The sequence below is a fragment of the uncultured Lamprocystis sp. genome (assembly GCF_903933125.1).
Taxonomy (GTDB): Bacteria; Pseudomonadota; Gammaproteobacteria; order Chromatiales; family Chromatiaceae; genus Thiodictyon.
Genome location: NZ_CAIZIZ010000237.1, coordinates 1 through 22,725, shown reverse-complemented (window position 1 = coordinate 22,725; position 22,725 = coordinate 1). Strand labels below are relative to the sequence as shown.

The window sequence follows — 22,725 nt, the reverse complement described above, 5'->3', positions numbered from 1 at the left end:
CTGAAGGTCCGTTGAAGACCACAACGTTGATAGGCGGGATGTGGAAGCGCGGTAACGCGTGCAGCTAACCCGTACTAATTGACCGTGCGGCTTGACCATATAACACCCAAGCACTGTAGGGTGTCCTGACTACGATCATCCCGGTGGCGCCGCTGGCGTCGCTCACGTTTTTCCTGGCGGCCATAGAGCATTGGAACCACCTGATCCCATCCCGAACTCAGAAGTGAAACGGTGTATCGCCGATGATAGTGTGGGGTCTCCCCATGCGAAAGTAGGTCACCGCCAGGGCCTTATGCCAAAACCCCCGCTCCCACGAGCGGGGGTTTTTTTTGCCTGATGCCGACGTGATCGCGTCAACCGACGTCGCGAGCACGCAGCAGTTTCACTTGAAACAGCGTGTTACGCTCCTCCTCTTCGAGTGCCGACGCAATGAAGTGAATGGTCCGGCGATAGAGTGGGATGATGTTATATTTCAGTGCATTGACCCTTTTCTGCGCCTTGCGTTGTTCTTCCATCAGGCGGTGTAGCGCGATTTCGACCTCGCCTAACTGGGCGAGTATGACGGCCGCGTCCGCGAGGTGATCGCGGGTCGTGTCGAAGCTGGCGTCGGTGCCGAGTAGACCGACCGGCTTGAGCGGCAGGCGTTCGGCACTGACCGACGGGTACTCGACACCGAGTGCGCGGCGGGGAAGGATGTCAACTTTCAGTGCGGGTTCGGCGCCGAGTGATGCCTGATGGATGCCGCGACTGCCCATGCGCAGGTGGGTGAGGCTGAGGCATCGAAAGGCCTCGCTCAGTGCGCGTTCAGCCTCGGCGCGCAGGCGCCGGTAGTCGCCGATGCGTTCGTAGACCAGTCGGGTCAAGAGTTCACGTTTACGCTCCAGCAGGTCGTGCCCTTCTTCAAGGAACTTCGCCTGCTTTTTGAGTTTGAGCAGGGTGTTCTTGGTCGGCGGAACCTTGATCAGTTGTTGGGCCATAAGGAGACGTGGCGAGCTGTGAGTGACAAGTGGTTAGCGTGTAAGGTGCGTGGAACCCAGGCTCTCGCCTTGGTGATTGTTCCAGCCGGCCCGTTCGGCGACGCAGTCAGGTCCACCCTCTTCGAATTCACGACAGATCAGGGGGCGCTGCTCATAGATGCGGCAGCGCAGGGTATCGCGGTCCAAGGCGGCGCACCAGCCGTCCGGCAGTCGGTCCATGGAGGGGACACCGCCTGGGTTGAATCTGGTGTAGCGGCGGGAGACACCGGTTTCGGTGATGCATAGAACCTCAAGCCGACAGCAGACCGCGGCGCAGTGATCGCAGGTGACGGGAGTAACTGGCTTGGGCATGGATTGGATGGCTCGATCACTCGGCGCCCGGCCAGAAGCCCGGGTCCAGTGCCTCATCGACATTGTAAGGGCACTCCGGGGGGAAGCGACTTTCCGGTAATCCGGTCTCGTTGGACGCGTTGAAGCGGGCATCGGAATAGGCCTCTCTGACTGCCTCTGCGAGTCGAACGCGCAGGCTCGGACTTTCTTTCAACCGCTTGGTGATCGCGCGCCGGCTATTGAAAATTGATCCCCGCCAACTGTTGCTGCGTTGCTGTGGCTGAAACTCCCACTTGAGGAGATGCATCAGCAAGATGCCCATGTAACTCTCGATCGCCCGATACTCGCTGCGCCCCATGTCTTCCAATTCCTCGACGATGTTGGCGATATCGGCCTCAGCGAACCGTCCTTCGCGCAACAGTCGGGCGTTGTCGAACAACCACCGGCCGTAGTCGCTCTCATAGAGCCCGATCATCGCCTCAGGCGCTGGTGTTTTGAACGCGAAGGCCATGATTTAATCTGTCCCCGTGTAGTACTTGGCCAGATCCGTCTCTTTCAGGCGCGTGAGCATGTCCCGCGGGAAGCTGCTCATCAGTTCCCAGGCGAGGTTGAGTGTCGCCTCAATGGAGCGGTCCTCGGATTCACCCTGGCCGACGAAACGGGCGTCGAAGGCGTCGGCGAAGGTAAGATAGCGCCGATCCCGTTCGGACAGTTCGTCCGCACCGATGATCGATGCGAGGTTGCGAGTCTCTTGGGCGCGCGCATAGAGGGCGTAGATCTGGGCCGAGACGCGCGGATGATCCTCGCGGGTATCGTCCTTGCCGATGCCGTCCTTCATCAGGCGCGACAGGCTCGGTGAAATGTGCACCGGTGGATAGATGCCCTGGTTGTGTAACTCACGCGACAGGACGATCTGACCCTCGGTGATGTAACCTGTGAGGTCGGGGATCGGGTGGGTGATGTCGTCCGAGGGCATCGAGACCACGGGCATCATGGTAATCGAGCCGTGGCGTTGGTGGATGCGCCCGCAGCGCTCGTAAATCTCGGCCAAGTCGGAATAGAGATAGCCAGGATAGCCCTTACGGGCCGGCACATCGCCCTTGGCCGTGGCGACCTCACGCAGCGCCTCTGCATAATAGGTCATGTCCGTCATGACGACGAGGACGTGGCGGTCCAGGTCATAGGCGAGGTATTCGGCGGCGGTGAGTGCGGTGCGCGGCAGGGTGAGACGTTCGACCGGGGGATCATCCGCCAAATTGATGAACATCACCACGTTGCGCAAAACGCCGGAGGAGGCGAACTCATCGCGGAAGAACTTGGCGTCGGCGTAAGAGACACCCATGGCCGCAAAGACCACTGAGAAGCTGGTGTCCTCGTCCTTGAGCTTGGCCTGGCGCACGATTTGTGCGGCCAATCGGTTATGCGGCAGACCGGAGCCGGAGAAGATCGGCAGCTTCTGGCCGCGCACCAGGCTGTTGAGCCCATCAATGGTGGAGATGCCGGTCTGGATGAATTCCCGCGGATAGGTGCGTGCGGCCGGGTTGATCGCGGACCCGGCGACCGGTCGGCGCAGGTTGCTGAGGATCGGTGGGCGGCCGTCGCGGGGTTCCCCCAGTCCGTTGAACTCACGACCCAGCAGTTCCGGCGACAGGGCGATCTCCACCGGCTCATCCAGGAAGCGGACCCAGGTCCGTTCCAGGTCCAGATCGTCCGTGCCCTCGAAGACGAGGATCAAGACCGCGTCGTCGGCGGCACGGATCACTTGGCCGTTGCGGATACCGCCCGCATAGTCTTCAATCCGTACCCGGTCCCCGAAGGCCACCCCGGGTGCATCCTTCACCACCAGCAGTCCGCCTCGGGCTTGCGCTACTGTCCTGTATTCTTTAATGCTCATGCTCGCTACAACCCCTGGGAAGAGTGGCGTGGGCGTGGCCTGCCGATGCGGCCTGCGTGGTTCATGGCGACGCAGGGACTCGCGGCGGCAAGCCGCTCCCACGGGGAATGCCTAGGACAATACGGGTTCACCCTGCTTGGCATACTCGATGCGGATCTCCTCCATGGCTGAGTTGACCTCCGCCCGGAACGCCTGGATCTGGTCCATCTGGTCGCTCGTGTACATCGACTTGATGCGACGCATCTTGGCCAGGATCGGCAGGTTCTGCAATTCGGACACGGGGACACCGATCGCGATCAACTCCGCACCGCTGGTGTAGATTGTGATGGCGATGTCGAGCAGCGCGAACTGCTTCTGGGGCGAGCAGAAGGTGTCCACGTCGTCCAGGGCGCTCTGCTGCAAGACGCCCTCCTTGATCAGTGATGCGCCTTCCAACTCCCAGCGCTGGGCGTCGGACAGGGCCTCGGGCCCCACCAGATTGACGATGCGTGAGAGCTCGGCGTCACGGGCAAGCAGCGCGAGTGCCGCGGTTCGGCGCCGTTCCCAGTTTGGGTCCACCTCCTTGTGCCACCACTGGGCGGCCGTGTGAACGTGGCCGGAGAAGCTGGTCACCCAGTCGATCGAGGGGTAATGGCGGGCGTCCGCGAGCTCTTTGGACAGGGCCCAGAAGGTCTCGATGATGTCCTTGGTGTGGCTGGTGACAGGCTCGGAGAAGTCCCCGCCGGGGGGCGAGACGGCGCCGATCAGCGTCACCGATCCAGACCCGGCTCCATAGGTCTCGACCCGGCCGGCACGCTCGTAAACGGCGGCCAGACGCGACGCCAGATAGGCTGGATACCCTTCCTCCACCGGCATCTGACCCAGCCGCCCCGACACTTCCCGCAGCGCCTCGGCCCAACGCGACGTCGAATCCGCCAGCATCACGACATCGTAACCCATGTCCCGGTAATACTCCGCCATGGTGACACCGACATAGATCGACGCCTCGCGGGCGACTACCGGCATATTGGACGTGTTGGCCACCAGCAGAGTCCGTTCCATCAGCTTGCGCCCGGAGTAGGGATCATCCAACTGCGGAAAGCTTTCCAGTACGTCGACCAACTCATTGCCGCGCTCACCACAGCCGACATAGATGACGATATCCGCGTTTGACCAGCGGGCGATCTGCTGCTGGACCACCGTCTTGCCCGCGCCGAAGGGGCCGGGGACCGCCCCTTTGCCGCCCTTGAGTTGGGGGAAAAAGGTATCGATGACCCGCTGCCCGGTGATCAGGGGTGAGATGCCGTCGTCACGCCGCAAATAGGGGCGGGGCCGCCGCACCGGCCAGCGGTGGTACATACTGAGTTTGAGGATGTGGCCTTTGGCGGTGCGTACGCGGGCGATGGACGCCTCAATGTCATAGTCCCCGGCGGGCGCGAGTTCTTCCAATTCACCGGCGACTCCCGGCGGCACCAGGATGCGATGCTTGACGGTCAGGGTCTCCTGTACCGTGCCGAGCACCAGGCCGCCGCTCACTGTCGCACCAGGCTCCAGTGCCTCGTTGGGTGTGAACTCCCACTGCTTGGCGCGGTCCAGTGCCGGCACGCTGATGCCGCGGCGGATGTAGTCACCCGACTGGAGCGCAATCTTCTCGAGCGGGCGCTGCACCCCGTCGAAGATGCCGCCCATCAGGCCGGGACCCAACTCAACGGAGAGTGGAAACCCCAGTCCCACGGCGATCTCGCCAGGTCGCACCCCATCGGTGGATTCATAGGTCTGAACCACCGCCGTCGTGCCGGCCAGCGAGATCACCTCGCCAAACAGGCCCAATTCGCCAATCTTGACCTGCTCGCCGCTGCGGGCGCCGGGGAGGTCAACGGTGACGATGGGGCCGTTGATATCACGGATGGCACCGGTTCTGCTGGTTTCTGTCATGGTCTCATCCGGAGAAAAGGTTGCCGGTCTCGACACCGCCGGGCAGCAGACGTTCCAGGATGACCTGCTGAATGCGCGGGCGCAGCCGTGCGAGTCGGCCGTCGAAGGTTTGGTCGACGCGGATACGGCCATCGCCGCTGGTCAGCAGGACGCCGCCGAGGGTGTCGATCGGGTCGTCCGCCAGTCTCAGGGTGCGCGTTTGCGCAAGCGCCTGGGTGATCCCGTCCCAGCATGACCGCAAGTGTTTGTGGTCGGCACTATTGGCGCTGACGTTGATCTGAGGATGTTCGATCAACGTGGCGGCACCCGCGACCAGCTGCTGAAGCCAGGCGCCGTAGGCGCCGGCGTCCGCTATGAAGTGGCGCATTCGCTCTTGCAGTTGGCGCTCCACATCCTGCACCAGATTCCAGCGCATCAGATCGAGTTGACTCTGCATCTTGAGTTCACTGGCCTGCACGTGCTGGCGGAAGGTCCGTTCAGCCAGTGTTTTGGCGATGGCTTCCTCGCGTGCCTCACGCAGGCGCAGGCGTTCCGCCGCCTCGCGCAAGATACTGTCGCGGCTGCGCGTGCCGCGCTCGCGGAACTCCGCGGCCAGGCGCTCGGCGCGGGTCAGGATGGCCTGTTCCAGTTCTTGGACCTGATTCATTTGGGATTCACCGGGGCTTCGCCTGACTGGCCGGCTGGGCCGGATGGAACAGCGGCGGCGCCGAACAGCGTGTTCAGGCGGTCCGCGACCTGGCTGGACAGGATCGGCAGGGCATTCAGCAGCGGAACCGCGATGACGACGATTCGTCCGCCCTCCCGGCGGACCCGCTGGAGGTTGGGAATGTCCGCCCGCATCACTTGATCGTCCACCACGACGAAGGCCTTCTCGCGGTTGCGGCTGAGGTCGCGCAAGATGCGGTCGGCCTCTTCCGGTGTCGGATTGGGGTGGGTTTCAAAACCGATCAAGCGAAATCCGTCGGCCAGGCTCGCCTCGCCCAGGAACAGCATGCGGGTTGAATGGCCTGGTTCGTGCTCGGTAGTCATCGCGGCGGCGCTTAAATCTTGTTGAGCAACAGGATCGAGATGACCAAACCATAGATGGCGATACCCTCCGCCAGCCCCAGATAAATCAGGGTGCGCCCCAGGATTTCAGGTTTCTCCGTGATGGCGGCCAGCGACGCGGCGCCGATGGGTCCCACGGCGATGCCGGCACCGATCGTGGAGAGGCCGGTGGGGATGCCCGCGCCGATGATGGCTAACCCCATGCCGGTCGACATCTCGATAGCCGCGCCGGCCGCTGCCGCGGTTTCGGTCGCGGCGAAGGCATCCTGCATTCCGAGCAGGAGCAGGCCAAGTTGAGCGCCGACGAAGGCGACCAACTGGGTTCCCAGCGCCGGTCGGTACCAGGGCCGGATCCGAACGGCGAGGCCGGGGCGCAGTTCCAGCAGAATGCCGGAGACGATCAGCCCGAGGATGGCGAGGGAGAGTAAGGCGACGAGCCAGTACATGAAACACTCCGTGGGTTGTGGTCGGTTCTAACAGGTCATGACGGCGCCGATCCCCGCCGCAGCTTGAGCGGCGCGAACGCGTGGCCCTCCCCCGCGAAGTAGCGGGAGAAGCCCTCATAATATTGCAGTCGCATCACCTGGATCATCACGATCCCACCCTCCAGGACCAGGATGAAGACGTTCCCCAGGATCACGGTGACCACGTGGCCGAAGGCGCCCATCATGCCGGCGAGGGTGAATACCGCGATCGACAAGGCCACATGGTTCAGGCTGAATGCGGCAATACGCAAAAACGACAGGGTATTCGAAATATAGCCGATGACCGTCTCCAGCGTTTCGATGAAGACGACCAGGATCTTTTCGCCGAGTGGCGCCTCCAGGTGCCGCCAGGCATACCAGGCGAGTGCGGCCAGGGCGGTGCTGACCAGGAACGTCGGCACCGTGCCGAAGGACTCACCGCGGCCGAGGTGCAGCCCTCCCCACACGAGCGCGAGATAGAAGACCAGATTGACGATTCCGTGATGGCCGAACAGGGCCCCCCACCAGTTCTTGATGACCAGCCGATTATAGATGGCGATCAGGCAGGCGATGGTCAGGAAGACGACGCCGTAACCCAAGGCGATCTTGAGCATCAGAATCGGGTCATGGATGGGACTCATCCAGAGGGCCGGCAGGACCTCCTCGTAGCCGAAGATGCTGCCATAGATGAAACCAAACACCATCGATGCCAGGCCCGCCATCAGCCCGAACAGCCAGAAACGCCCGAGCCTGGCGCGCAACCACCAGGCGAGCCCGGCAATCGCCGCACCCTGTCCGACATCGCCGAACATGGAGCCGAACATCAGCAGAAAGGTGACGGCGAACAGCGGCGTGGGGTCGACTTCCCCGTATTCGGGGATGCCGTACTGCTGAACCAGCATGGCAAAGGGTTCGAGCAGGCGGTTCTTGGTTGTGACGGTCGGGACCAGTTTGCGCTCAGTCGGCAAGGGGTCCCGCACCCGTAGATCGAACGGTAGTGCGAGTGATTGGCCGAGTCTGGCGGTGAGGTCGTCGACCGCGCGGGCCGGCACCCAGCCGGCGAGGTGAACCAGATGTCCCGAACTGCGGACGGACGGGTCCAGGGCGACCAGGGGTTCGGCCAGCATCAGTGTCCGGCGGGCGGCCACCAGACGCTCCAGGAAGGGCGCCGACCACTCGGCGATGCGCTCGTACTCGGATTGGTGGCGGACGCGGTTCGCCAGGTGCTGCGCATCCAGATCCTGGCGGAGTTGTTGCGGGTCGTCATCCAGCCCCTCCGGGATGGGCAGGGGCTGGAAGTCGGCGGCGTCGAGGACCGCCGAGAGTTGGGCCTCGGTGGTCCCGGTGGGGCCGATGATGACCACGTGGGACTGGTCGCCCCGCTGCATATAGACGTGGAGCAGGTGGTCGGCGAGCCCCACCGCGCCTTCGAGTTGGCGCAGATTTTCACGCGGTACGATGCCGACATAGAAATCCAGGAAGCGCGTCTTGTTGCGCAGCATCCGCAGGTCGATCTGCAAGTGCTGGAAGTTGGCGAGTGCCGCTTCCTGCTCGCGAATCAGGCGTTCCTGATCGTCCAGACGCCGTAATTCCTCTTCATAACCGGACGCCTTTTGCCAGATTTGACCTAGCCAATCGTCGAGCTGCACGAGTTCCGCGGGCTCGACCACGCGGACTTGATCAAGCTTGGGATCGAGCATGGGAGCTTCAGGCACGGCGATCAGCTTGGCGATCTTATCGAGCCGCGAGCGCGCCTGATAGTAGGTGTCCCGATAGGTGCGTCCGGGCAGCCCGCTCAGGGCGGGTTCCAGGGGCGGCCGGGTATCCGGGTGGAAACTCTCGGTTTGGGCCAGCGTCAGGGACGCCTGCGGCAGGTCCTCGGTGAGGACCAGCAGACGAACGTGCTTCATGATTCGTGGCCGCGGCATCTGGTATCTGTCCCGTATAGCTGGTGTGGTCGGGGTCCGTTGAACAGGTCGTGGATCAAGCCGCCGCGGCGCGGTGTCGGGCGGCCGTTCCCCCGGTGGGCGCCAGGTTCCAGGGACAGGTGGGCTCGATGATCTCCAGCGCGATGTCCACGACCTCGGTCGAGAGGTTCAGCAGGCGCCCCTGAATCAAGGCGAACAGCAGGTACAGGTCCATCTCACGCAGCATCAGGTAGGCGAGTGCCCGGGCGACCGCCGACGGGCTCTGGAGCAGCAGCCGTTGCGCCGCGTGAGCGACATGGCGCCCCATGCGCCGTTGGACATCGATGATCGTTCGACACTCGGACAGCAGGGTATCCAGCGGCGGCGGCAGGGCCGCCAGGACGCCCGTAAGGTCCTCGACATTGACCAGCGTCAGCAGCCGCGCGCGGTGCAGCAGCCGCATGGACGGCACCAGTTGATAGAAGGTCTCCGACGGCGAGAATTGATAGGAGAAACGAAAGCGCAACAGCCACAGCAGTGCGGTGCGGTCCAGTTCGGCGCCGATCAGTTGCTGCAGCGGGTGCAGGTTGGTGTCATAGAACTGCATGACCTGGCGGGCCAGACCGGCGTAGTAGCGCTGGTCGATGGCGGCTTCCAGGGCGAAGGGTTCGCGTCGCTGTTCGTAGGCCTCCCGCGCCTGACGGGCAATCAGCCGGTGCGGCCCGGCCTCCAGTTGGCGCAGCAGTTCCGGCACGTTCTCGGCGCGGAGCAGTTCCTGATCGGGTGGATCGATGATGGTCGGCAGGTCGAACAGGCTGTCGCGGATTTCCTGTTGATCCAGCGCGTAGAGCTTCCCGCGGATCAGCGTCTTCAGATTGAACAGTGCGTACTTGCGGCCCCAGGCCAGCACGACGGCCCGTTCGGTCGCGGGCATCGGCCGCACCAAGACCTGTAATTCGGCGAGCAGAACCTGGATCAAGGTCTGTTCGATGGCACGGCCGCGGGTCCGGGCGCTCAGTTGCTCGTCGAGCAGCGCGGCGAGTCCAAAGCGTTCGGCCAGCTCAGGCAGTTGCATCTGGGACAACTGACCGATGGTGTCCGGATCGAACAAGCGCGTCGCCATCACGGCGACGCGGGTGTTCAGATAGGCGTGTGTGGCGGCGTTACTCATCATGAGTGCGTGATGATGGACGATGCAGTGACGCTGGAGCGGCGGCTGGTCAGCGGCTCGGGTCGATCAGCACCTGGAATGCGGCCTCCAAGGCCTGGTCCTCCCGCTGTTCAGCCTGGTCGCGCAAATGGACGTGGCGCTCGTCGTAACGGCGGCGCAACTCGGCGATATTCTGTTCCGCCCGCTCCTCGGCCTTGGCGATGAATGACCGGTGCAGATCGGGAATGCGGCTGGTAAACCGCTCATTCTCGGACTTGGCGTCCGCCAGCGCCTGTTGGATCAGTCGATCCTGCTCGAGTTCGGCCTGGCTCGCAATCGTCTCGGCCCGCAGTTCCGCGGCCAGCAGGCGTTGCAGGGTGTCTTCCATCGCGATTTCCTCAACCACTGGGCTACCGCCGCATACCTTACGACAAAACCCAGGAAAATGCGCGTGTGATCGCTGTGGCCGGTGCGTCCGGCCAAGTTCAGATCGAGCGCCGGTCAGCGGTCGGGACGCGTCAACCGAGAGCCGGCCGGGGCTGCATCAGGCACCGGAGGAAGTCGAGGGTGATGTGGGCGGTCACGCCCCACAACAGTTCATTGTCGTAGGAGTCGAAAAAGACCACATCGCGGGCCTGCGGGTGGTCCGGGGAAGGATAGGGGCGGATCCGGTGATGGGCACTGTCGCTGAGCCAGGCGAGCGGGATGCTGAAGATGCGGGCGACCTCCCGCGGGTCGGGGACGAGGCGCTGGGGCCACGGGATGTAGCCGACCACCGGGGTGACCAGGAACTCGCTGACGGTGAGCAAGGGGCGGAATTGACCCAGCAGTCGAACTTGCTCCGGGGCCAGTCCGATCTCCTCGTGCGCCTCGCGCAGCGCCGTGGCGACGCAGTCCGGGTCGGTCGCCTGACGGCGCCCGCCGGGAAACCCGACCTCGCCGCTGTGCCGGTCCCGCGGGTGCGCGGCACGGCGGATGAACAGCAGGTGCCAGGCGTTGTCCAATCGATACAGCGGCAGGAGGACAGCCGCCCGCTGCACCGGCGTGACCGCGAGCCCTGCCAGTTCTTCGGTGGGAGCGCCGCCGCAGGTCTCCGGGCGTAGCCGCGCGTGGATGTGGTCGCACGTGAGCCAATCGAGTCGACGAGGCATGTCCACAAAATCCTTCGCGATCTGGTACATGATTCTCCGGCAAGCGCCGAAGCCGGCCGTGCGGGACCCGCCCGTCAGCCGGGTGTCTGCACGCGCAGCGTCTCGTCTTCCAGGTTGGCGAACGCCTGTGCGATCAAGGCCGGGTCCTCGATCCGGGCGGCCCGTTCCAGGGCCTCGGTGGCCTCGTCCAGGGCGGGCACGCCGCAATAGCGCGTGGCTCCCCGCATCTGATGGGCATGCTCGGCCAGTCCGACCCAGTCGCATTCGGCGAGATCGGCACGCAGTTCGTTCAGTTCCTCCGGCAGTCCATCGACCAGGGCGGCGAACAGTTCGGCGGCGAGGTCCGCGTCGCCGCCAGCCGCGGTCAGGGCGGCGACGGGATCACGGGCTGGCAGTTGGGCGAGGCGGGCCTTGACAGGGTCGTGGTACAAGATGGCGCTCCTTCCGGTTCGAATTGAACAGCACTTTATCGGCGCGGCCGAATCCAGTCCACCGGCGTCGGTGGCCGCCCGACTTGGTTGCTCGCCAGGGCTGGTGCACAATCTCGGATTACCGATTCCCGGCGGTCCGACCGTTCCGAGTCCATCATGACCCAACCTAGTACAACTGATCCAGCTGGCGCGCCCGTGCTTGATCGCACGATCGACCAATTCATCGGCGACACGCCCCTGGTGCGTCTGCAACGCCTGCCTGGCAACAGTGACAACCGTATCCTGGTCAAGCTCGAAGGCAGTAATCCGGCCGGTTCGGTGAAGGACCGCCCGGCCCTGCACATGATTCGGCGCGCCCAGGAACGCGGCACCATCAGCCCGGGGGATACGCTGATCGAGGCGACCAGCGGCAACACCGGGATTGCGTTGGCCATGGCGGCGGCCATTATGGGTTATCGTCTGGTGCTGATCATGCCCGAGCATATGAGTACGGAGCGGCGGGCAACGATGAAGAGCTTCGGGGCGGACATCGTGCTCACGCCGCAGGCGGGCGGGATGGAGGCCGCCATCGATCTGGCTCAGGCGATGGAGGCGCAGGGGCAGGGGTTGCGGCTTGATCAATTCTCCAATCCGGACAATCCCGCCGCCCATTACGCGTCCACCGGCCCCGAGATCTGGCGCGATACCGCAGGGGGCATCACGCATTTCGTCAGCTCCATGGGCACCACCGGGACCATCATGGGCACCGGACGCTATCTCAAGGAGCAGAACCCGGCGGTGCAGATCGTCGGTGTTCAGCCGGAGGAGGGTTCGAACATTCCGGGTATCCGCCGGTGGCCGCAGGCTTACCTGCCGCGGATCTATGACCCGGCCGGGGTGGATCGGATCATCGATGTCTCGCAGGCCTTGGCTGAGCAGACCACCCGCGATCTGGCCGCGCGGGAGGGGATCTTCGCGGGGGTTTCATCGGGTGGCGCGGTGGCCGCGGCACTGCGGCTGGCGCAGGAACTCCGTGGGGCGGTGATTGTCGCCATCGTGTGTGATCGGGGTGACCGCTATCTTTCCACCGGGGTCTTTCCGGCGTGACTCCGTCAATAGATCACTAAGAATATTTTGTCAAAAAAACGCAACAAACCACTGCCCCAAGGCTTAGTCGAGGTCGAGATCGAGGGTCTGACCCATGAGGGTCGGGGCCTGGCACATTTCGACGGCAAGGCGCTCTTCATCGACAACGCCTTGGCCGGGGAGCGGGTCCGCTTCCGCTACACCCGCCTCCAACGGCGCTTCGATGAGGGCGTCGCCGTCGAGATCCTGCGGGCGTCGCCCGAACGGGTCGCGCCGCGCTGCCCCCATTTCGGTCTCTGCGGCGGTTGCAGCCTGCAACACCAGGATCCGGCCGCGCAGATCCGGATGAAACAGGAGACCCTCGCCGATGTCTTCACGCGGATCGGCAAGGTCAGTCCCGAGACCTGGCTCGCGCCCCTGGTCGCGGGACATTGGGGGTATCGGCGCAAGGCGCGCCTGGGGGTAAAGCATGTGATCAAAAAGGGCCGCACCCTGGTGGGTTTTCGCGAGCGTGGTACTCCCTATCTGGCCGACCTGAGTGGGTGTGTGGTGTTGCACCCGGCGGTGGGCGACCGTCTCCAGGTCTTGGCCGAGGCAGTCGGGCAATTGAGTATTCGCGATCAGGTTCCGCAGATCGAGATGGCGGTCGGTGAGGCCCCCTGCGTTCTGGTGTTTCGTGTCATGGCGCCGCCGAGCGACGCCGATCTGGGGGTCTTACAGCATCTGAGCGAGGAGTATGGCTACCACATCTATCTCCAGGAGGGCGGGGTGGACACCATCCGGCCCATGCCCGGTCACCAAGTGGACTTGCACTACGACCTCCCGCGTCACGGCGTTCGCCTGGAGTTCCTGCCCACGGATTTCACCCAGGTGAACCTGGAGCTGAATCGTCTGATGGTCGATCAGGCGCTCGATCTTCTGGATCCTCAGCCGGATGAGCGGGTGCTGGACCTGTTCTGCGGGCTCGGTAACTTCAGTCTGCCCTTGGCGCGGCGCTGCGCCGATGTCGTCGGTGTCGAAGCGGATGCCGGGCTGGTGTCACGAGCCGCGGCCAATGCCCGGCGCAACGGGATCGATAACGTGCGCTTCGAGACCGCCGATCTTTACGGGGACCTCGCCGCGGAGCCCTGGCTGCGGGGGTATTACCACAAGGCCCTGCTGGACCCGCCACGCAGCGGCGCGCTCGAGATCCTCGACTGGTTGCCGCGCTTGGGTGTCCAGCGTATCTGCTATGTTTCCTGTTATCCCAGTACCCTGGCGCGCGACGCCGAGCGGCTGGTCAATGTCTTGGGCTACCGGATGGTTCAGGCGGGGGTCATGGACATGTTCCCGCACACCGCCCATGTCGAATCCATGGCGATCTTTGCACGGTCGGAGGATTGAGTAATGGCACTTGAAATCGAGCGTAAGTTCCTGGTCAAGAATGACGCATGGCGTGCGGCGATCGAGCAGGAGTGGCACATTGTCCAGGGCTATCTGGCGACCACCGGGACCCTGACCTTGCGGGTGCGGATGAAGGAGGATGATGCTTACCTCACCATCAAGGGACCGCCGCATGGCATCACCCGGTCCGAATTCGAGTACCCCATCCCGCCCGCGGATGCGCGCGCCATGCTGCGTGAACTGGCGATCCTGCCGGTGATTTCGAAGGTGCGTTATCGGGTCCATTACGGCGACCGCCTGTGGGATCTGGACGTCTTCAGCGGCGCCAATGAAGGCTTGGAACTGGCCGAGATCGAACTGAATCGTGCTGACGAGCACGTGTCGTTGCCCCCCTGGGCGGGCGCCGAGGTCACCGCCGATCCGCGTTACTCCAATGCCAACCTGGCACGGCATCCGTACAAGGATTGGTAAGGCGGCTAGTGCATGGCGATCATGGGGGCTATGGCCGCGCGGCGTCTTGCCCTCGTCCGGTGGCGCCTTTGATCGTTTCGAACCCGGCCAGCGCCTCCAGCCGCGAGCCCGCCAAATCAACACTTGGCGTCGGGTAGTCGGCTCCCAGGATCACACCGGCCGCGCGCAAGATCGCGGCCGGGGCGGCCCAGGGCTGATGGATGAACTTGTCGGGCAGACCCGCCAACTCCGGGCACCAGCGCCGCACATAGGCGCCTTGGGGATCGAACCGCTCGCCCTGACGGACCGGATTGAAGACCCGGAAGTAGGGGGCGGCATCGGCCCCGCAGCCGGCGGTCCACTGCCAGCCCAGGGTGTTGGCGGCCAGGTCCGCGTCCACCAGCGTGTCCCAGAACCAGGCGGCGCCGGCCTGCCAGGGCAGGCGCAGGTTCTTGGTCAGGAAGGAAGCGACCACCATCCGCACCCGATTGTGCATCCAGCCGGTGTGCCACAGTTCACGCATCCCGGCGTCGACCAGGGGGATGCCGGTACGGCCCTGTTGCCAGGCGGCGAGCAGTTCGGCAGTGCCCTCGGTGCGCCAGGGATAACGGGCAAAACGCGGGTCCAGGGGATCGGTCGCGGTATGAGGGAAATGGTAGAGCAGGTGATGGGCGAACTCCCGCCAGCCGAGTTCGCGCACATAGGCCGCAGCGGCGGGTGCCTCCACCGTCCCGTAGCGCGCGGCGATCAGGGCCAGCACCTGGCGCGGGCCGATCTCGCCGAAGTGCAGATAGGGTGAGAGACTGGAGGTGCCCGTGGTTCCAGGAAGGTCCCGACCCTGGGCGTAACCGTCCAGCGCGTTGTCGAGAAACGTGATCGCCCGGTTCATCGCGGGGCCGGCGCCGGGTTGCCAGCGCTCGCGCAGTCCTTGATCCCAGGGAATTCTCGGTAATAATTGCAGATCTTTGACAGGCAGACTGTCAGCCGCCGGTGCCGGCCGCAGACCGGAGGGTATCGGCACCGGGGTGCAGCCATGTAATCCGGGGGACGACTTGCGCCAGAAAGCGCTGTACACTTTGTAAGGCTCCCCGGTGGCATTCAGGATCGTCCAAGGCTCGCGCAGTAGCAGCGCGTTGTGGCTCTCAGCATTCAGCCCCTGCGCGCGCAGGGCGAGCTTGATCCGGGTGTCGCGCGCACGGGTGGCCGGGTCGTAGAGGCGGTTCCAATAGACGCGGGTCGCGCCGGTCTGCGCTGTCATCCGTTGGATCACCGCGAGTGCCTCGCCGGCGTCGATCACCAGGCGGCTGCCGCGGTCGCGCAGTGATCGATCCAGGTTCTGTAAGCTCCAATGCAGCCACCAGCGACTGGCTGCTCCTGGAGCCCAGGGAAATTCTGCGGCTGGTGCGTGAATATAGAGCGGCAACACCTGATCATTTTCGGCCATGGCCTGGACCAGGGCCGGATTGTCGGCGAGGCGCAGATCGCGCCGGAACCAAAGGATTGCGATGTTAGGCATGCTTGAGTCTGACAGATCGAGGCAGCGTAAGCGCGGCTGCGCGGGGCACCGCGTCGCGGCGAACGGGCAGCACTGCACCATTGCCGGTCATTGGCGGGAAACTGTGCAACGGATCATCCAGGTCTGTCATGAGGGCTGCCGTGACCAAGGATAGCAGTTCAGAAGCGTCACGATTGCGTGCGCAGCTTGCGGCGTTGGAAGACCAGCGTCGTGCCCTGAATGCGCGCTTGTCGGTCCAGGTCGCTGGTCAGGGGGAGAGCGTTCGACCGGCAGCCACCGCAGATTCAGGCATTCTCAAAGGAATCTTCGTCGGCGAGCGTCCCAGTTCCCCTGATGGCCAACTCGAGTGCCTGCGGCGGGTGCTGGCGTGGCGGACCCGCGCATTACCCCTGCGCGGGATCGACAGCCGAACGCATGACAGCCGCAGCATCGTCAGTCTTTTCGTGCCGCTGATGACTGATCTCGCGTTGCCCGAGGGGGTGGCCAAACGGGCACTCCTGGAGGCCGAGCGCGGCATCCAGGTGACTTATCCGACCCTGGACCCGAACTCCGAGCGTATCCTGGATCGGGATCGGGCGCGCAGCCTCGGCGCGCTGGAGGCGATTTACCTGCGCCGTTCGCTGGTGATCTTGGGGGAGGCCGGCTCGGGCAAATCCACGCTACTCGCCTTTCTCGCTCACGCTCTGGCGACCGGGGACCGGACCGCGCTGCCCGGTTGGCCGGAAACCGAGTGGTCGTGTATCCCGGTGCTCTTGCGGCTGCGTGATTTCAGTGCCTGGTTGGCCGCGCGGGACACCGCCGAGCAGTCCGCCGAGCAGTTGGTGTGGGGGTTTCTGCGCCACGAGTTAACCGATCGCAACCTGGGTTTTGTCTGCCTGCACTCGAAGCGGCGATCCACGAGGGCCGTGCTCTGATGCTGTGGGACGGGTTGGATGAGGTTCATCCCAGCGGGTTGGCTCAGGTGCGTGCGGGTCTGCTCGAGTTTTGTCGGGAGGCACCCCTGTGCCGCTGCATACTCACCAGCCGGGTGTTCGCCTATCAGCACCCCGATTGGCGGTTACCGGACGCGGAGTTTCCGATCGCCGTCTTGCAGCCGTTCGGCCGCGATCAGGTGGATCGTTTCGTCACCGACTGGTTCCAGGAGTTGGGTGCCCACGGGGAGTTCCTGCTGACCGAGGCGGAGGCTCTGGCGGATACGTTTCGCCAGGAAGTCAAGCGTTCCCACTGTTCGCGCCTGACGTCCAATCCCCTGTTGCTCACGCTCTTGGCGCTGGTCTTCACGGATCGCCGCGAACTGCGCGAGGAGCGGGCGCGGTTGTTCGAAGGTGCCGTCGATGTGCTCTTTTCACGGATGGATCGGGGGTTGGATGACGAGGATACACGCATCAGCGATCTGCTGCGGGAGGTCCGGCGGGATCGTTGCGATGCCATCAGCCTGTGCGAGCGTCTGGCCATGGTGATGCAGCACCACGGGGACGGGGACTGGTCATCGACCGGTCCTGGCCACGGGGTGGCCGCCGGTGTCGGTGAGGCCGAGTTGGTCGCCGCGCTGCGGTTACTGCATCCGCGTCAGGATTTGGATTGGGCGCAATCGATCACGGAGTTGATCAAGCAGCGCGCCGGTCTGTTGTGTGAGGAGCGGCCGGCGGTCTATGACTTCCCGCACCGGGCCATACGCGAGTATCTGGCCGGTTGCGCGTTGGCTCATGCACCGGACTTTGCGCAGCAAGTGGCTGGTCGTGTCCATGACCAAACCTACTGGCGCGAGACCATTCTGCATGCGGTCGGCTTCCTGGTCCATAGCCAGCGTGAGGTTGCGCGGCCGTTGGATTTGATCGAGTGCCTATGTCCACCCGACGCCGACATGAGCGATGCCTTATGGCGCCGTGTCTGGCTGGCGGGCGAGGTGGCCATCGCCGTCGGCTATGGGCGGGCCGCCGATACGCCGCCCGGCGCCCGGAGTGTTCAGCGCGTTCGTCACCGCCTGGCGGCCCTGGTGGAGTCCGGCGCGCTCCACCTGGGAGAGCGGGCCGCGGCCGCGGCCGTGTTGGCGCGGCTTGGCGACCCGCGCTTCGAACACCGCGGGTTCCAGCTTCCCGCACGCTATCACGGCGAGCATGAGCGAGCCCTGGGGATGGTGTCGATCAAACCGGGGCGGATCGTGTTGGGCTGTTCCCCCGATGTTGCCGGGGTGCTGCCGAACGAGCTTGGCGGGGACGTACCGGTCGCATTGGACTATGCCTTCTGGATCGGACGCTACCCGGTCACGGTCGGCCAATTCCGCGTCTTCGTCGCGGCGCGCGGCTATGAACGGCGCGAGTGGTGGTCTGAGTTGGGGTGGGCCTGGTGTCATGGTCAGCGGCGCAAGGAGCCGGAGGGCTGGATCCGTCAGCGTGCCGAGACCAATCGTCCGGTGGTCGGCGTCACCTGGTTTGAGGCGGTCGCCTATGCCGCCTGGCTCGACACCATGTTCCGCAAACGCCGTACCAGCCTGCCTGCCGGTTATGGCCTGCGTCTGCCCACCGAGGCTGAGTGGGCGCTGACGGCGCGTGGGACTCAGGGACGCGTCTACCCCTGGGGCGACCGCTTCGGGGACGGTCGCGCCAACTGTCTCGGGAGTCTCGGTGAACCGTCCGCGGTTGGCCTGTTCCCCTTAGGCGCCACGCCCGAGGGCGTCGCGGACATGGGCGGTAATGTTTGGGAGTGGACCCTGAGTCGGGACCGGCCCTACCCGTACCAGGTCGGTGACGGCCGTAACGACGCGGATGCCGAAGGTGCGCGCATCCTGCGCGGGGGTTCCTTCGACGCGGGGCCGCTGCGGAGCAGGACCACGGCCCGCGCGCGCGCGGCGATACGCGAAACCGCGCGTGACCTCGGCTTCCGCCTCGTGCTCTCGCTGTCGGATGAGGCGGTTTGACGCATATCGGCGGCACAGGCCATGGGGAACCGGGGGTCGATACGCGCGACCCCGGTTTGGATTAAGGCGATGCGTTGCATCCGTTCCCGAACCCGCCTATCCTTGGTTGCTGCGGTGCAGCAAACGCGCATCGGCGGTATTCGGTATTCGGTATTCGGTATTCGGTGTTCGGTGATCAGGCGTGCCCGATCAACTCGTCCACATGCGTGCTGACGCAACGTCCCAGCGCCGAGAGGGTATAACCTCCCTCCAGACAGGAGACGATGCGCTCCTGGGCATGGCGCCCGGCGAGTTTGTGCAGTTCCCGCGTGATCCAGGCGTAATCCGGCTCACGCAGGTTGAAGTGCGCCATGTCGTCCTCGGCGTGACCGTCGAACCCCGCCGAGACCAGGATCAGCTCCGGGGCGAACGCGTCGAGGCGGGGCAGCCAGGCGCGCTCGACGGCGGCGCGGAAGTCGGCCCCGCTGGTGAGTCGCGGCAGCGGCAGGTTGATGATGTTCGGCGCGACCGTATCGGCGCCGGTGCCCGGATAGAAGGGGTGCTGGAAACTGGAACAGAACAGCACCCGCGGGTCGTCGATAAAGATATCCTCGGTGCCGTTGCCGTGATGCACATCGAAGTCGACGATGGCCACGCGGTTGAGCCGATGGTGTTCCAGCGCGTGCGCCGCGCCGACCGCCACGTTGTTGAAGAAGCAGAAGCCGGCCGCGGAATCACGCCCGGCATGATGACCCGGTGGGCGGACGCAACAGAAAGCGGTCGGATGTTTGCCGCTCATCACCAGATCGACTCCAAGGATGGCGGCCCCGGCGGAGTGCAGTGCGGCCGGCAGGGTGCGGCTGTTCATGGCCGTGTCCCCGTCCACCCAGGCCAGACCCGGACCGGTCGCGGGTGCCGTATCGAAGATCTTGCGAATGTAATCGCGGTCGTGGACGCGTGCCAGTTGCTCGATGCTGGCCTGGGGTGCGTCATAGTGGGTGACCAGCATCTCCATGCCGGAGGCGATCATGCGGTCCTTGATCGCATGCAGTCGCGCCGGGCACTCCGGGTGGTAGTCACCCATCTCATGCTCTTTACAGGTATCGTGGGAAATGAAAGCTAAGCTCATGGGCTATCCCCGTCGCGCGACCGCCGCGGCAGTCGATCCGGTCGCAGTGTGACCAGTCAGGCATTGCGGGCGATTCTCGTTACCGATACTTTGGTTGTCCGCCGGGCCTTGTCTGGGCGGCGTCGCTGAAGCTTAACCCTAATTCAGCCCGGGAGGGCAGTTCAGATGCACTTGTCCGATGTCGACCAGTTGTTCACCCCGGGTGCCGTGGCCGTGTTCGGCGCCAGTGACAGCGAGGGTTCTGTCGGTGGTCAGGTCTACCGTAACCTGCTCGGCGGGACCTTCAAGGGGCACAGCTACGCCATCAACCCCAAGTACGACGAGGTCGCCGGGCGGCCCTGCTACAAGGATCTGGTCAGCCTCGACAAGCATGTGGACCTGGCCCTGATCGCGACGCCGGCGGCCCAGGCGGCGGGCATTCTGGAGCAGTGCGGCGCCGCCGGCGTGCGGGTCGCGGTGGTCTACTGCACCGGCTTCGGTGAACACGGGGAGTCCGGCGCGGCCCTCCAGGACCGGCTGGTGGAAGCGGCGCGGCGTAACCGGATCCGGATGCTCGGGCCCAACTGTCTCGGGGTCATGCGCCCCCAGCATGGGCTCAATGCCAGCGTCGGGCCGGACATGCCGCGGCGCGGCAACGTCGCCCTGGTGTCCCAGTCGGGGGCCATCTGCACGGCGATGATCGACTGGTCGGAGCGGCGCGAACTTGGCCTCTCCGCGGTGGTCTCCCTGGGGGCCGCGGCCGATCTGGACTTCGGGGATATCCTCGACTACCTCGCCATGGACGGCCAGACCCAATGCATCCTGCTGTATGTGGAAGGCATCCGCAACGCCCGCCGCTTCATGAGCGGACTGCGGGCGGCGGCGCGCCTCAAGCCGGTGGTGGTGGTCAAGGCCGGCCGCCATCCGGCCGGCAGCCGCGCCGTCAAGTCACATACCGGGGCCTTCGTCGGCTCGGACGATGTCTTCCGGGCGGTCACCGAGCGGGCCGGTGTGGTCCAGGTGGATCATCTGGAGGAACTGTTCGCCGCCGCCCAGGTGTTCGGTACCGGCCGGCGGCTGACCGGTGAGCGCATCGCCATCATCACCAACGGGGGCGGACCCGGGGTGCTCGCCGCGGACCGTGCCCAGGATTTGGGGCTGTCGCTGGCGACCCTGTCGGAGACGACCAACCAGACCCTGGAGCAGGCGCTGCCGGCGCATTGGTCGCACGGCAACCCGGTGGACATCATGGGCACCGCCACCCCGGAACGCTACCGCATCGCCATTGACGCCTGCCTGGCCGATCCGGGCGTCGACGGGGTCCTGGTCATCCTGGCCCCGCTGACGTCCGGCGACCCGCAGGGCACCGTGGAGCAGGTGATCGAGGCGCTGAAAAAGACCAAGAAGCCCGTCCTCACCTGCTGGATGGGCGGCAAGCGCGTGGCCGCCGCCAAGGCGCTGCTTGCCGAATATCATATCCCGCAGTTCGAGACCCCGGAGTTGGCCATCGAGGCCATGTCCTTCCTCGCCCGTCACCTGCGTAACCAGCGTCTCCTGATGCAGTCGCCGGAGCCCATCTCCCAGGAAGATAGCCCGGATGTGGAAGGGGCGCGCCTGATCATCGAGGGGGTGATGGCCGAGGGGCGCAAACAGCTCGGCATCATCGAGGCCAAGGCGATCCTCGCCGCCTTCCGCATTCCGACCATGCAGGCCGTCTTGGCACGCACCGCCAACGAGGCCCTGATGGCGGCCGAGGCGGTCGGCTTCCCGGTGGTGGTCAAGATCCACTCACCGGATCTGAAGTACAAGTCCGACGTGGACGGCGTGGCCCTCAACATCGCCGATGCCCAATCGGTCCGGCGGCTCTTTACCGAGATCGTGGAGCGCGCCGCGCGCTTGCGCCCGGACGCGCGCATCGAAGGCGTGACGGTGGAGCACATGGTTTCCAAACGCGCCGCCCGCGAACTGATGATCGGAGTCACCCGCGATCCGATTTTCGGGCCGGTGATCAGCTTCGGAGCCGGCGGTACCGAGGTGGATATGCTGGAGGATCAGGCGTTGGGGCTCCCCCCGCTCAACGCCTTCATCATCCAGACCATGATCGACCACACCCGGGTCTCGCGGCTCATGGCGGCCCGCAACCAGATTCCGCCCATGAACCGGGTGGCCCTGACGCGCACCCTGCAGCGCGTCTCGGAAATGGTCTGCGAACTGCCCGAGATCATCGGCGTGGAGATCAATCCATTGATTGGAAATGACAAGGAAGTCATCGCGGTGGACGCCCGCATCGTCGTCAACTACCGCCCGCCGCAGCAGACCACCTACGGGCACATGGCCATCCATCCCTACCCGGTGACCCTCATCGAGCACGTCCAATTGCCGGACGGCAAGGAACTGGTGATCCGCCCGATCCGCCCGGAGGACGCCAATATGACGCAGGAGTTCGTCCGCGGGCTGTCCGAGCAGACCAAGTACTTCCGCTTCATGCAGGCCGTCAAGGAACTGACACCCGAGATGCTGGTGCGCTTCACCCAGATCGACTATGACCGTGAACTGGCGCTGATCGGGGTGGTCGAGCAGGACGGTGCCGAGGTCCAGGTTGGGGTGTCGCGCTACATCTCGCGCCCCGGCGGGGAGGTGTGCGAGTTCGCCATCGTGGTCGCCGACAACTGCCGCAACCTGGGTATCGGCGCGCGGCTGATGCGCTCCCTGATGGCGAACGCCCGGCTGCGCGGGTTCCGCATCATGGACGGCGAGGTCCTGACCGCCAACAGCCGCATGCTGGCCCTGATGAAGTCGCTCGGGTTCCGCATCGAGAACGATCCGCAGGACCCGGCGATCAAGCTGGTGGCCAAGGTGTTGTGACCGGGTTCGGCCTTGTTTGGGTGCGATTCAAAGTGATGTGGTCGCAGATGGGCGTAGGATGGGCAGAGCGAGAGCGATGCCCATCCGGCCACCGCGACGCTTGAGGATGGGCATCGCTCTCGCTCTGCCCATCCTACCGGGAGGCCCGGCCCCATCAGTTCTGATCACACCCGGGCG

21 protein-coding genes and 2 rRNA genes are annotated in these 22,725 nt (G+C 64.8%); 8 read left to right on the top strand and 15 right to left on the bottom strand.

Features of this window, described 5'->3' with window-relative positions; translation table 11 throughout:
* Both QZY03_RS11785 and rrf read left to right on the top strand, forming a co-directional pair.
* Nucleotides 1–99: ribosomal RNA gene (locus tag QZY03_RS11785) — 23S ribosomal RNA — on the top strand; the annotation flags it as partial.
* A gap of 73 nt (nucleotides 100–172) precedes the next feature.
* A 5S ribosomal RNA gene (gene rrf, locus QZY03_RS11780) occupies nucleotides 173–288 on the top strand.
* 65 nt (nucleotides 289–353) lie between these two features.
* On the opposite strand, the gene QZY03_RS11775 is transcribed toward rrf, so the two are convergent.
* From QZY03_RS11775 to QZY03_RS11715, 13 genes are all read right to left on the bottom strand, one after another.
* The gene (locus QZY03_RS11775) at nucleotides 354–977 is read right to left on the bottom strand and encodes a V-type ATP synthase subunit D (RefSeq protein WP_295581215.1); all 624 of its coding nucleotides are present in this window, start codon (nucleotides 975–977) and stop codon (nucleotides 354–356) included.
* Nucleotides 978–1,010: 33 nt separating this feature from the next.
* The gene (locus QZY03_RS11770; protein WP_295581213.1) at nucleotides 1,011–1,328 is read right to left on the bottom strand and encodes a YkgJ family cysteine cluster protein; all 318 of its coding nucleotides are present in this window, start codon (nucleotides 1,326–1,328) and stop codon (nucleotides 1,011–1,013) included.
* 16 nt (nucleotides 1,329–1,344) lie between these two features.
* Nucleotides 1,345–1,818, bottom strand: coding sequence for a DUF29 domain-containing protein (locus QZY03_RS11765; protein ID WP_295581211.1), 474 nt, complete (start codon nucleotides 1,816–1,818; stop codon nucleotides 1,345–1,347).
* Nucleotides 1,819–1,821: 3 nt separating this feature from the next.
* Nucleotides 1,822–3,201, bottom strand: a complete 1,380-nt coding sequence (locus QZY03_RS11760) for a V-type ATP synthase subunit B (RefSeq protein WP_295581209.1) — start codon at nucleotides 3,199–3,201, stop codon at nucleotides 1,822–1,824.
* A 111-nt stretch (nucleotides 3,202–3,312) separates the two neighbouring features.
* Nucleotides 3,313–5,115 carry a V-type ATP synthase subunit A gene (locus tag QZY03_RS11755; RefSeq protein ID WP_295581207.1) on the bottom strand — a complete coding sequence of 601 codons (1,803 nt, stop codon included), beginning with the start codon at nucleotides 5,113–5,115 and terminating at the stop codon, nucleotides 3,313–3,315.
* 4 nt (nucleotides 5,116–5,119) lie between these two features.
* Nucleotides 5,120–5,761 carry a V-type ATP synthase subunit E gene (locus QZY03_RS11750; protein WP_295581205.1) on the bottom strand — a complete coding sequence of 214 codons (642 nt, stop codon included), beginning with the start codon at nucleotides 5,759–5,761 and terminating at the stop codon, nucleotides 5,120–5,122.
* Nucleotides 5,758–6,144 (bottom strand): V-type ATP synthase subunit F, encoded by a 387-nt coding sequence (locus QZY03_RS11745; protein WP_295581204.1) that lies wholly within the window; start codon nucleotides 6,142–6,144, stop codon nucleotides 5,758–5,760. The genes QZY03_RS11750 and QZY03_RS11745 overlap by 4 nt, the downstream gene beginning before the upstream one ends.
* Before the next feature lie 11 nt (nucleotides 6,145–6,155).
* Nucleotides 6,156–6,608: an ATP synthase subunit C gene (locus tag QZY03_RS11740; protein WP_295581202.1), complete on the bottom strand. Its 453-nt coding sequence runs from the start codon at nucleotides 6,606–6,608 to the stop codon at nucleotides 6,156–6,158.
* Nucleotides 6,609–6,643: 35 nt separating this feature from the next.
* Nucleotides 6,644–8,536, bottom strand: coding sequence for a V-type ATPase 116kDa subunit family protein (locus QZY03_RS11735; protein WP_295581200.1), 1,893 nt, complete (start codon nucleotides 8,534–8,536; stop codon nucleotides 6,644–6,646).
* A 73-nt stretch (nucleotides 8,537–8,609) separates the two neighbouring features.
* Nucleotides 8,610–9,704: a V-type ATPase subunit gene (locus QZY03_RS11730; RefSeq protein WP_295581217.1), complete on the bottom strand. Its 1,095-nt coding sequence runs from the start codon at nucleotides 9,702–9,704 to the stop codon at nucleotides 8,610–8,612.
* Nucleotides 9,705–9,753: 49 nt separating this feature from the next.
* Nucleotides 9,754–10,071, bottom strand: a complete 318-nt coding sequence (locus tag QZY03_RS11725; RefSeq protein WP_295581198.1) for an ATPase — start codon at nucleotides 10,069–10,071, stop codon at nucleotides 9,754–9,756.
* Nucleotides 10,072–10,201: 130 nt separating this feature from the next.
* Nucleotides 10,202–10,864, bottom strand: coding sequence for a CoA pyrophosphatase (locus QZY03_RS11720; protein WP_295581196.1), 663 nt, complete (start codon nucleotides 10,862–10,864; stop codon nucleotides 10,202–10,204).
* A gap of 44 nt (nucleotides 10,865–10,908) precedes the next feature.
* On the bottom strand, nucleotides 10,909–11,265 hold the full coding sequence (locus QZY03_RS11715) for an Hpt domain-containing protein (protein WP_295581194.1): 357 nt from the start codon (nucleotides 11,263–11,265) through the stop codon (nucleotides 10,909–10,911).
* 195 nt (nucleotides 11,266–11,460) lie between these two features.
* Between QZY03_RS11715 and cysM the strand changes: the two genes are divergently transcribed.
* The 3 genes from cysM to QZY03_RS11700 are packed head-to-tail and all read left to right on the top strand — an operon-like array spanning nucleotide 11,461 to nucleotide 14,184.
* Nucleotides 11,461–12,351, top strand: coding sequence for a cysteine synthase CysM (cysM, locus tag QZY03_RS11710; protein ID WP_295581192.1), 891 nt, complete (start codon nucleotides 11,461–11,463; stop codon nucleotides 12,349–12,351).
* A gap of 27 nt (nucleotides 12,352–12,378) precedes the next feature.
* Entirely contained in the window at nucleotides 12,379–13,713 is a 1,335-nt protein-coding gene (gene rlmD, locus QZY03_RS11705; protein ID WP_295581190.1) for a 23S rRNA (uracil(1939)-C(5))-methyltransferase RlmD, read from the top strand.
* Nucleotides 13,714–13,716: 3 nt separating this feature from the next.
* The gene (locus QZY03_RS11700; RefSeq protein ID WP_295581188.1) at nucleotides 13,717–14,184 is read left to right on the top strand and encodes a CYTH domain-containing protein; all 468 of its coding nucleotides are present in this window, start codon (nucleotides 13,717–13,719) and stop codon (nucleotides 14,182–14,184) included.
* A 28-nt stretch (nucleotides 14,185–14,212) separates the two neighbouring features.
* On the opposite strand, the gene QZY03_RS11695 is transcribed toward QZY03_RS11700, so the two are convergent.
* Nucleotides 14,213–15,679: a deoxyribodipyrimidine photo-lyase gene (locus QZY03_RS11695; RefSeq protein WP_295581186.1), complete on the bottom strand. Its 1,467-nt coding sequence runs from the start codon at nucleotides 15,677–15,679 to the stop codon at nucleotides 14,213–14,215.
* Between the two features lie 140 nt (nucleotides 15,680–15,819).
* Between QZY03_RS11695 and QZY03_RS11690 the strand changes: the two genes are divergently transcribed.
* Nucleotides 15,820–16,593, top strand: a complete 774-nt coding sequence (locus QZY03_RS11690; protein ID WP_295581184.1) for a hypothetical protein — start codon at nucleotides 15,820–15,822, stop codon at nucleotides 16,591–16,593.
* The gene (locus tag QZY03_RS11685) at nucleotides 16,593–18,596 is read left to right on the top strand and encodes an SUMF1/EgtB/PvdO family nonheme iron enzyme (RefSeq protein WP_295581182.1); all 2,004 of its coding nucleotides are present in this window, start codon (nucleotides 16,593–16,595) and stop codon (nucleotides 18,594–18,596) included. The genes QZY03_RS11690 and QZY03_RS11685 overlap by 1 nt, the downstream gene beginning before the upstream one ends.
* 175 nt (nucleotides 18,597–18,771) lie before the next feature.
* Here the strand turns inward: QZY03_RS11685 and QZY03_RS11680 are convergent, their stop codons facing one another.
* Nucleotides 18,772–19,704, bottom strand: coding sequence for a histone deacetylase family protein (locus QZY03_RS11680; protein ID WP_295581180.1), 933 nt, complete (start codon nucleotides 19,702–19,704; stop codon nucleotides 18,772–18,774).
* Between the two features lie 165 nt (nucleotides 19,705–19,869).
* Here QZY03_RS11680 and QZY03_RS11675 point away from each other — a divergent pair, with 165 nt between their 5' ends.
* A complete protein-coding gene (locus QZY03_RS11675) occupies nucleotides 19,870–22,548 on the top strand; it encodes a GNAT family N-acetyltransferase (RefSeq protein ID WP_295581178.1) in 2,679 nt (892 codons plus the stop codon).
* Nucleotides 22,549–22,725: the final 177 nt, after the last annotated feature.

Excerpts from the sequence above, each read along its gene's own strand:
- QZY03_RS11750 (WP_295581205.1), bottom strand. The coding sequence starts at position 5,761 with ATGAATCAGGTCCAAGAACTGGAACAGGCCATCCTGACCCGCGCCGAG.
- QZY03_RS11760 (WP_295581209.1), bottom strand. The coding sequence starts at position 3,201 with ATGAGCATTAAAGAATACAGGACAGTAGCGCAAGCCCGAGGCGGACTG.
- QZY03_RS11680 (WP_295581180.1), bottom strand. The coding sequence starts at position 19,704 with ATGAGCTTAGCTTTCATTTCCCACGATACCTGTAAAGAGCATGAGATG.
- QZY03_RS11770 (WP_295581213.1), bottom strand. The coding sequence starts at position 1,328 with ATGCCCAAGCCAGTTACTCCCGTCACCTGCGATCACTGCGCCGCGGTC.
- QZY03_RS11675 (WP_295581178.1), top strand. The coding sequence starts at position 19,870 with ATGCACTTGTCCGATGTCGACCAGTTGTTCACCCCGGGTGCCGTGGCC.
- QZY03_RS11725 (WP_295581198.1), bottom strand. The coding sequence starts at position 10,071 with ATGGAAGACACCCTGCAACGCCTGCTGGCCGCGGAACTGCGGGCCGAG.
- QZY03_RS11740 (WP_295581202.1), bottom strand. The coding sequence starts at position 6,608 with ATGTACTGGCTCGTCGCCTTACTCTCCCTCGCCATCCTCGGGCTGATC.
- QZY03_RS11730 (WP_295581217.1), bottom strand. The coding sequence starts at position 9,704 with ATGAGTAACGCCGCCACACACGCCTATCTGAACACCCGCGTCGCCGTG.
- QZY03_RS11735 (WP_295581200.1), bottom strand. The coding sequence starts at position 8,536 with ATGAAGCACGTTCGTCTGCTGGTCCTCACCGAGGACCTGCCGCAGGCG.
- QZY03_RS11755 (WP_295581207.1), bottom strand. The coding sequence starts at position 5,115 with ATGACAGAAACCAGCAGAACCGGTGCCATCCGTGATATCAACGGCCCC.
- QZY03_RS11720 (WP_295581196.1), bottom strand. The coding sequence starts at position 10,864 with ATGTACCAGATCGCGAAGGATTTTGTGGACATGCCTCGTCGACTCGAT.
- QZY03_RS11775 (WP_295581215.1), bottom strand. The coding sequence starts at position 977 with ATGGCCCAACAACTGATCAAGGTTCCGCCGACCAAGAACACCCTGCTC.
- QZY03_RS11745 (WP_295581204.1), bottom strand. The coding sequence starts at position 6,144 with ATGACTACCGAGCACGAACCAGGCCATTCAACCCGCATGCTGTTCCTG.
- QZY03_RS11765 (WP_295581211.1), bottom strand. The coding sequence starts at position 1,818 with ATGGCCTTCGCGTTCAAAACACCAGCGCCTGAGGCGATGATCGGGCTC.
- QZY03_RS11695 (WP_295581186.1), bottom strand. The coding sequence starts at position 15,679 with ATGCCTAACATCGCAATCCTTTGGTTCCGGCGCGATCTGCGCCTCGCC.
- QZY03_RS11700 (WP_295581188.1), top strand. The coding sequence starts at position 13,717 with ATGGCACTTGAAATCGAGCGTAAGTTCCTGGTCAAGAATGACGCATGG.
- QZY03_RS11685 (WP_295581182.1), top strand. The coding sequence starts at position 16,593 with ATGCTGTGGGACGGGTTGGATGAGGTTCATCCCAGCGGGTTGGCTCAG.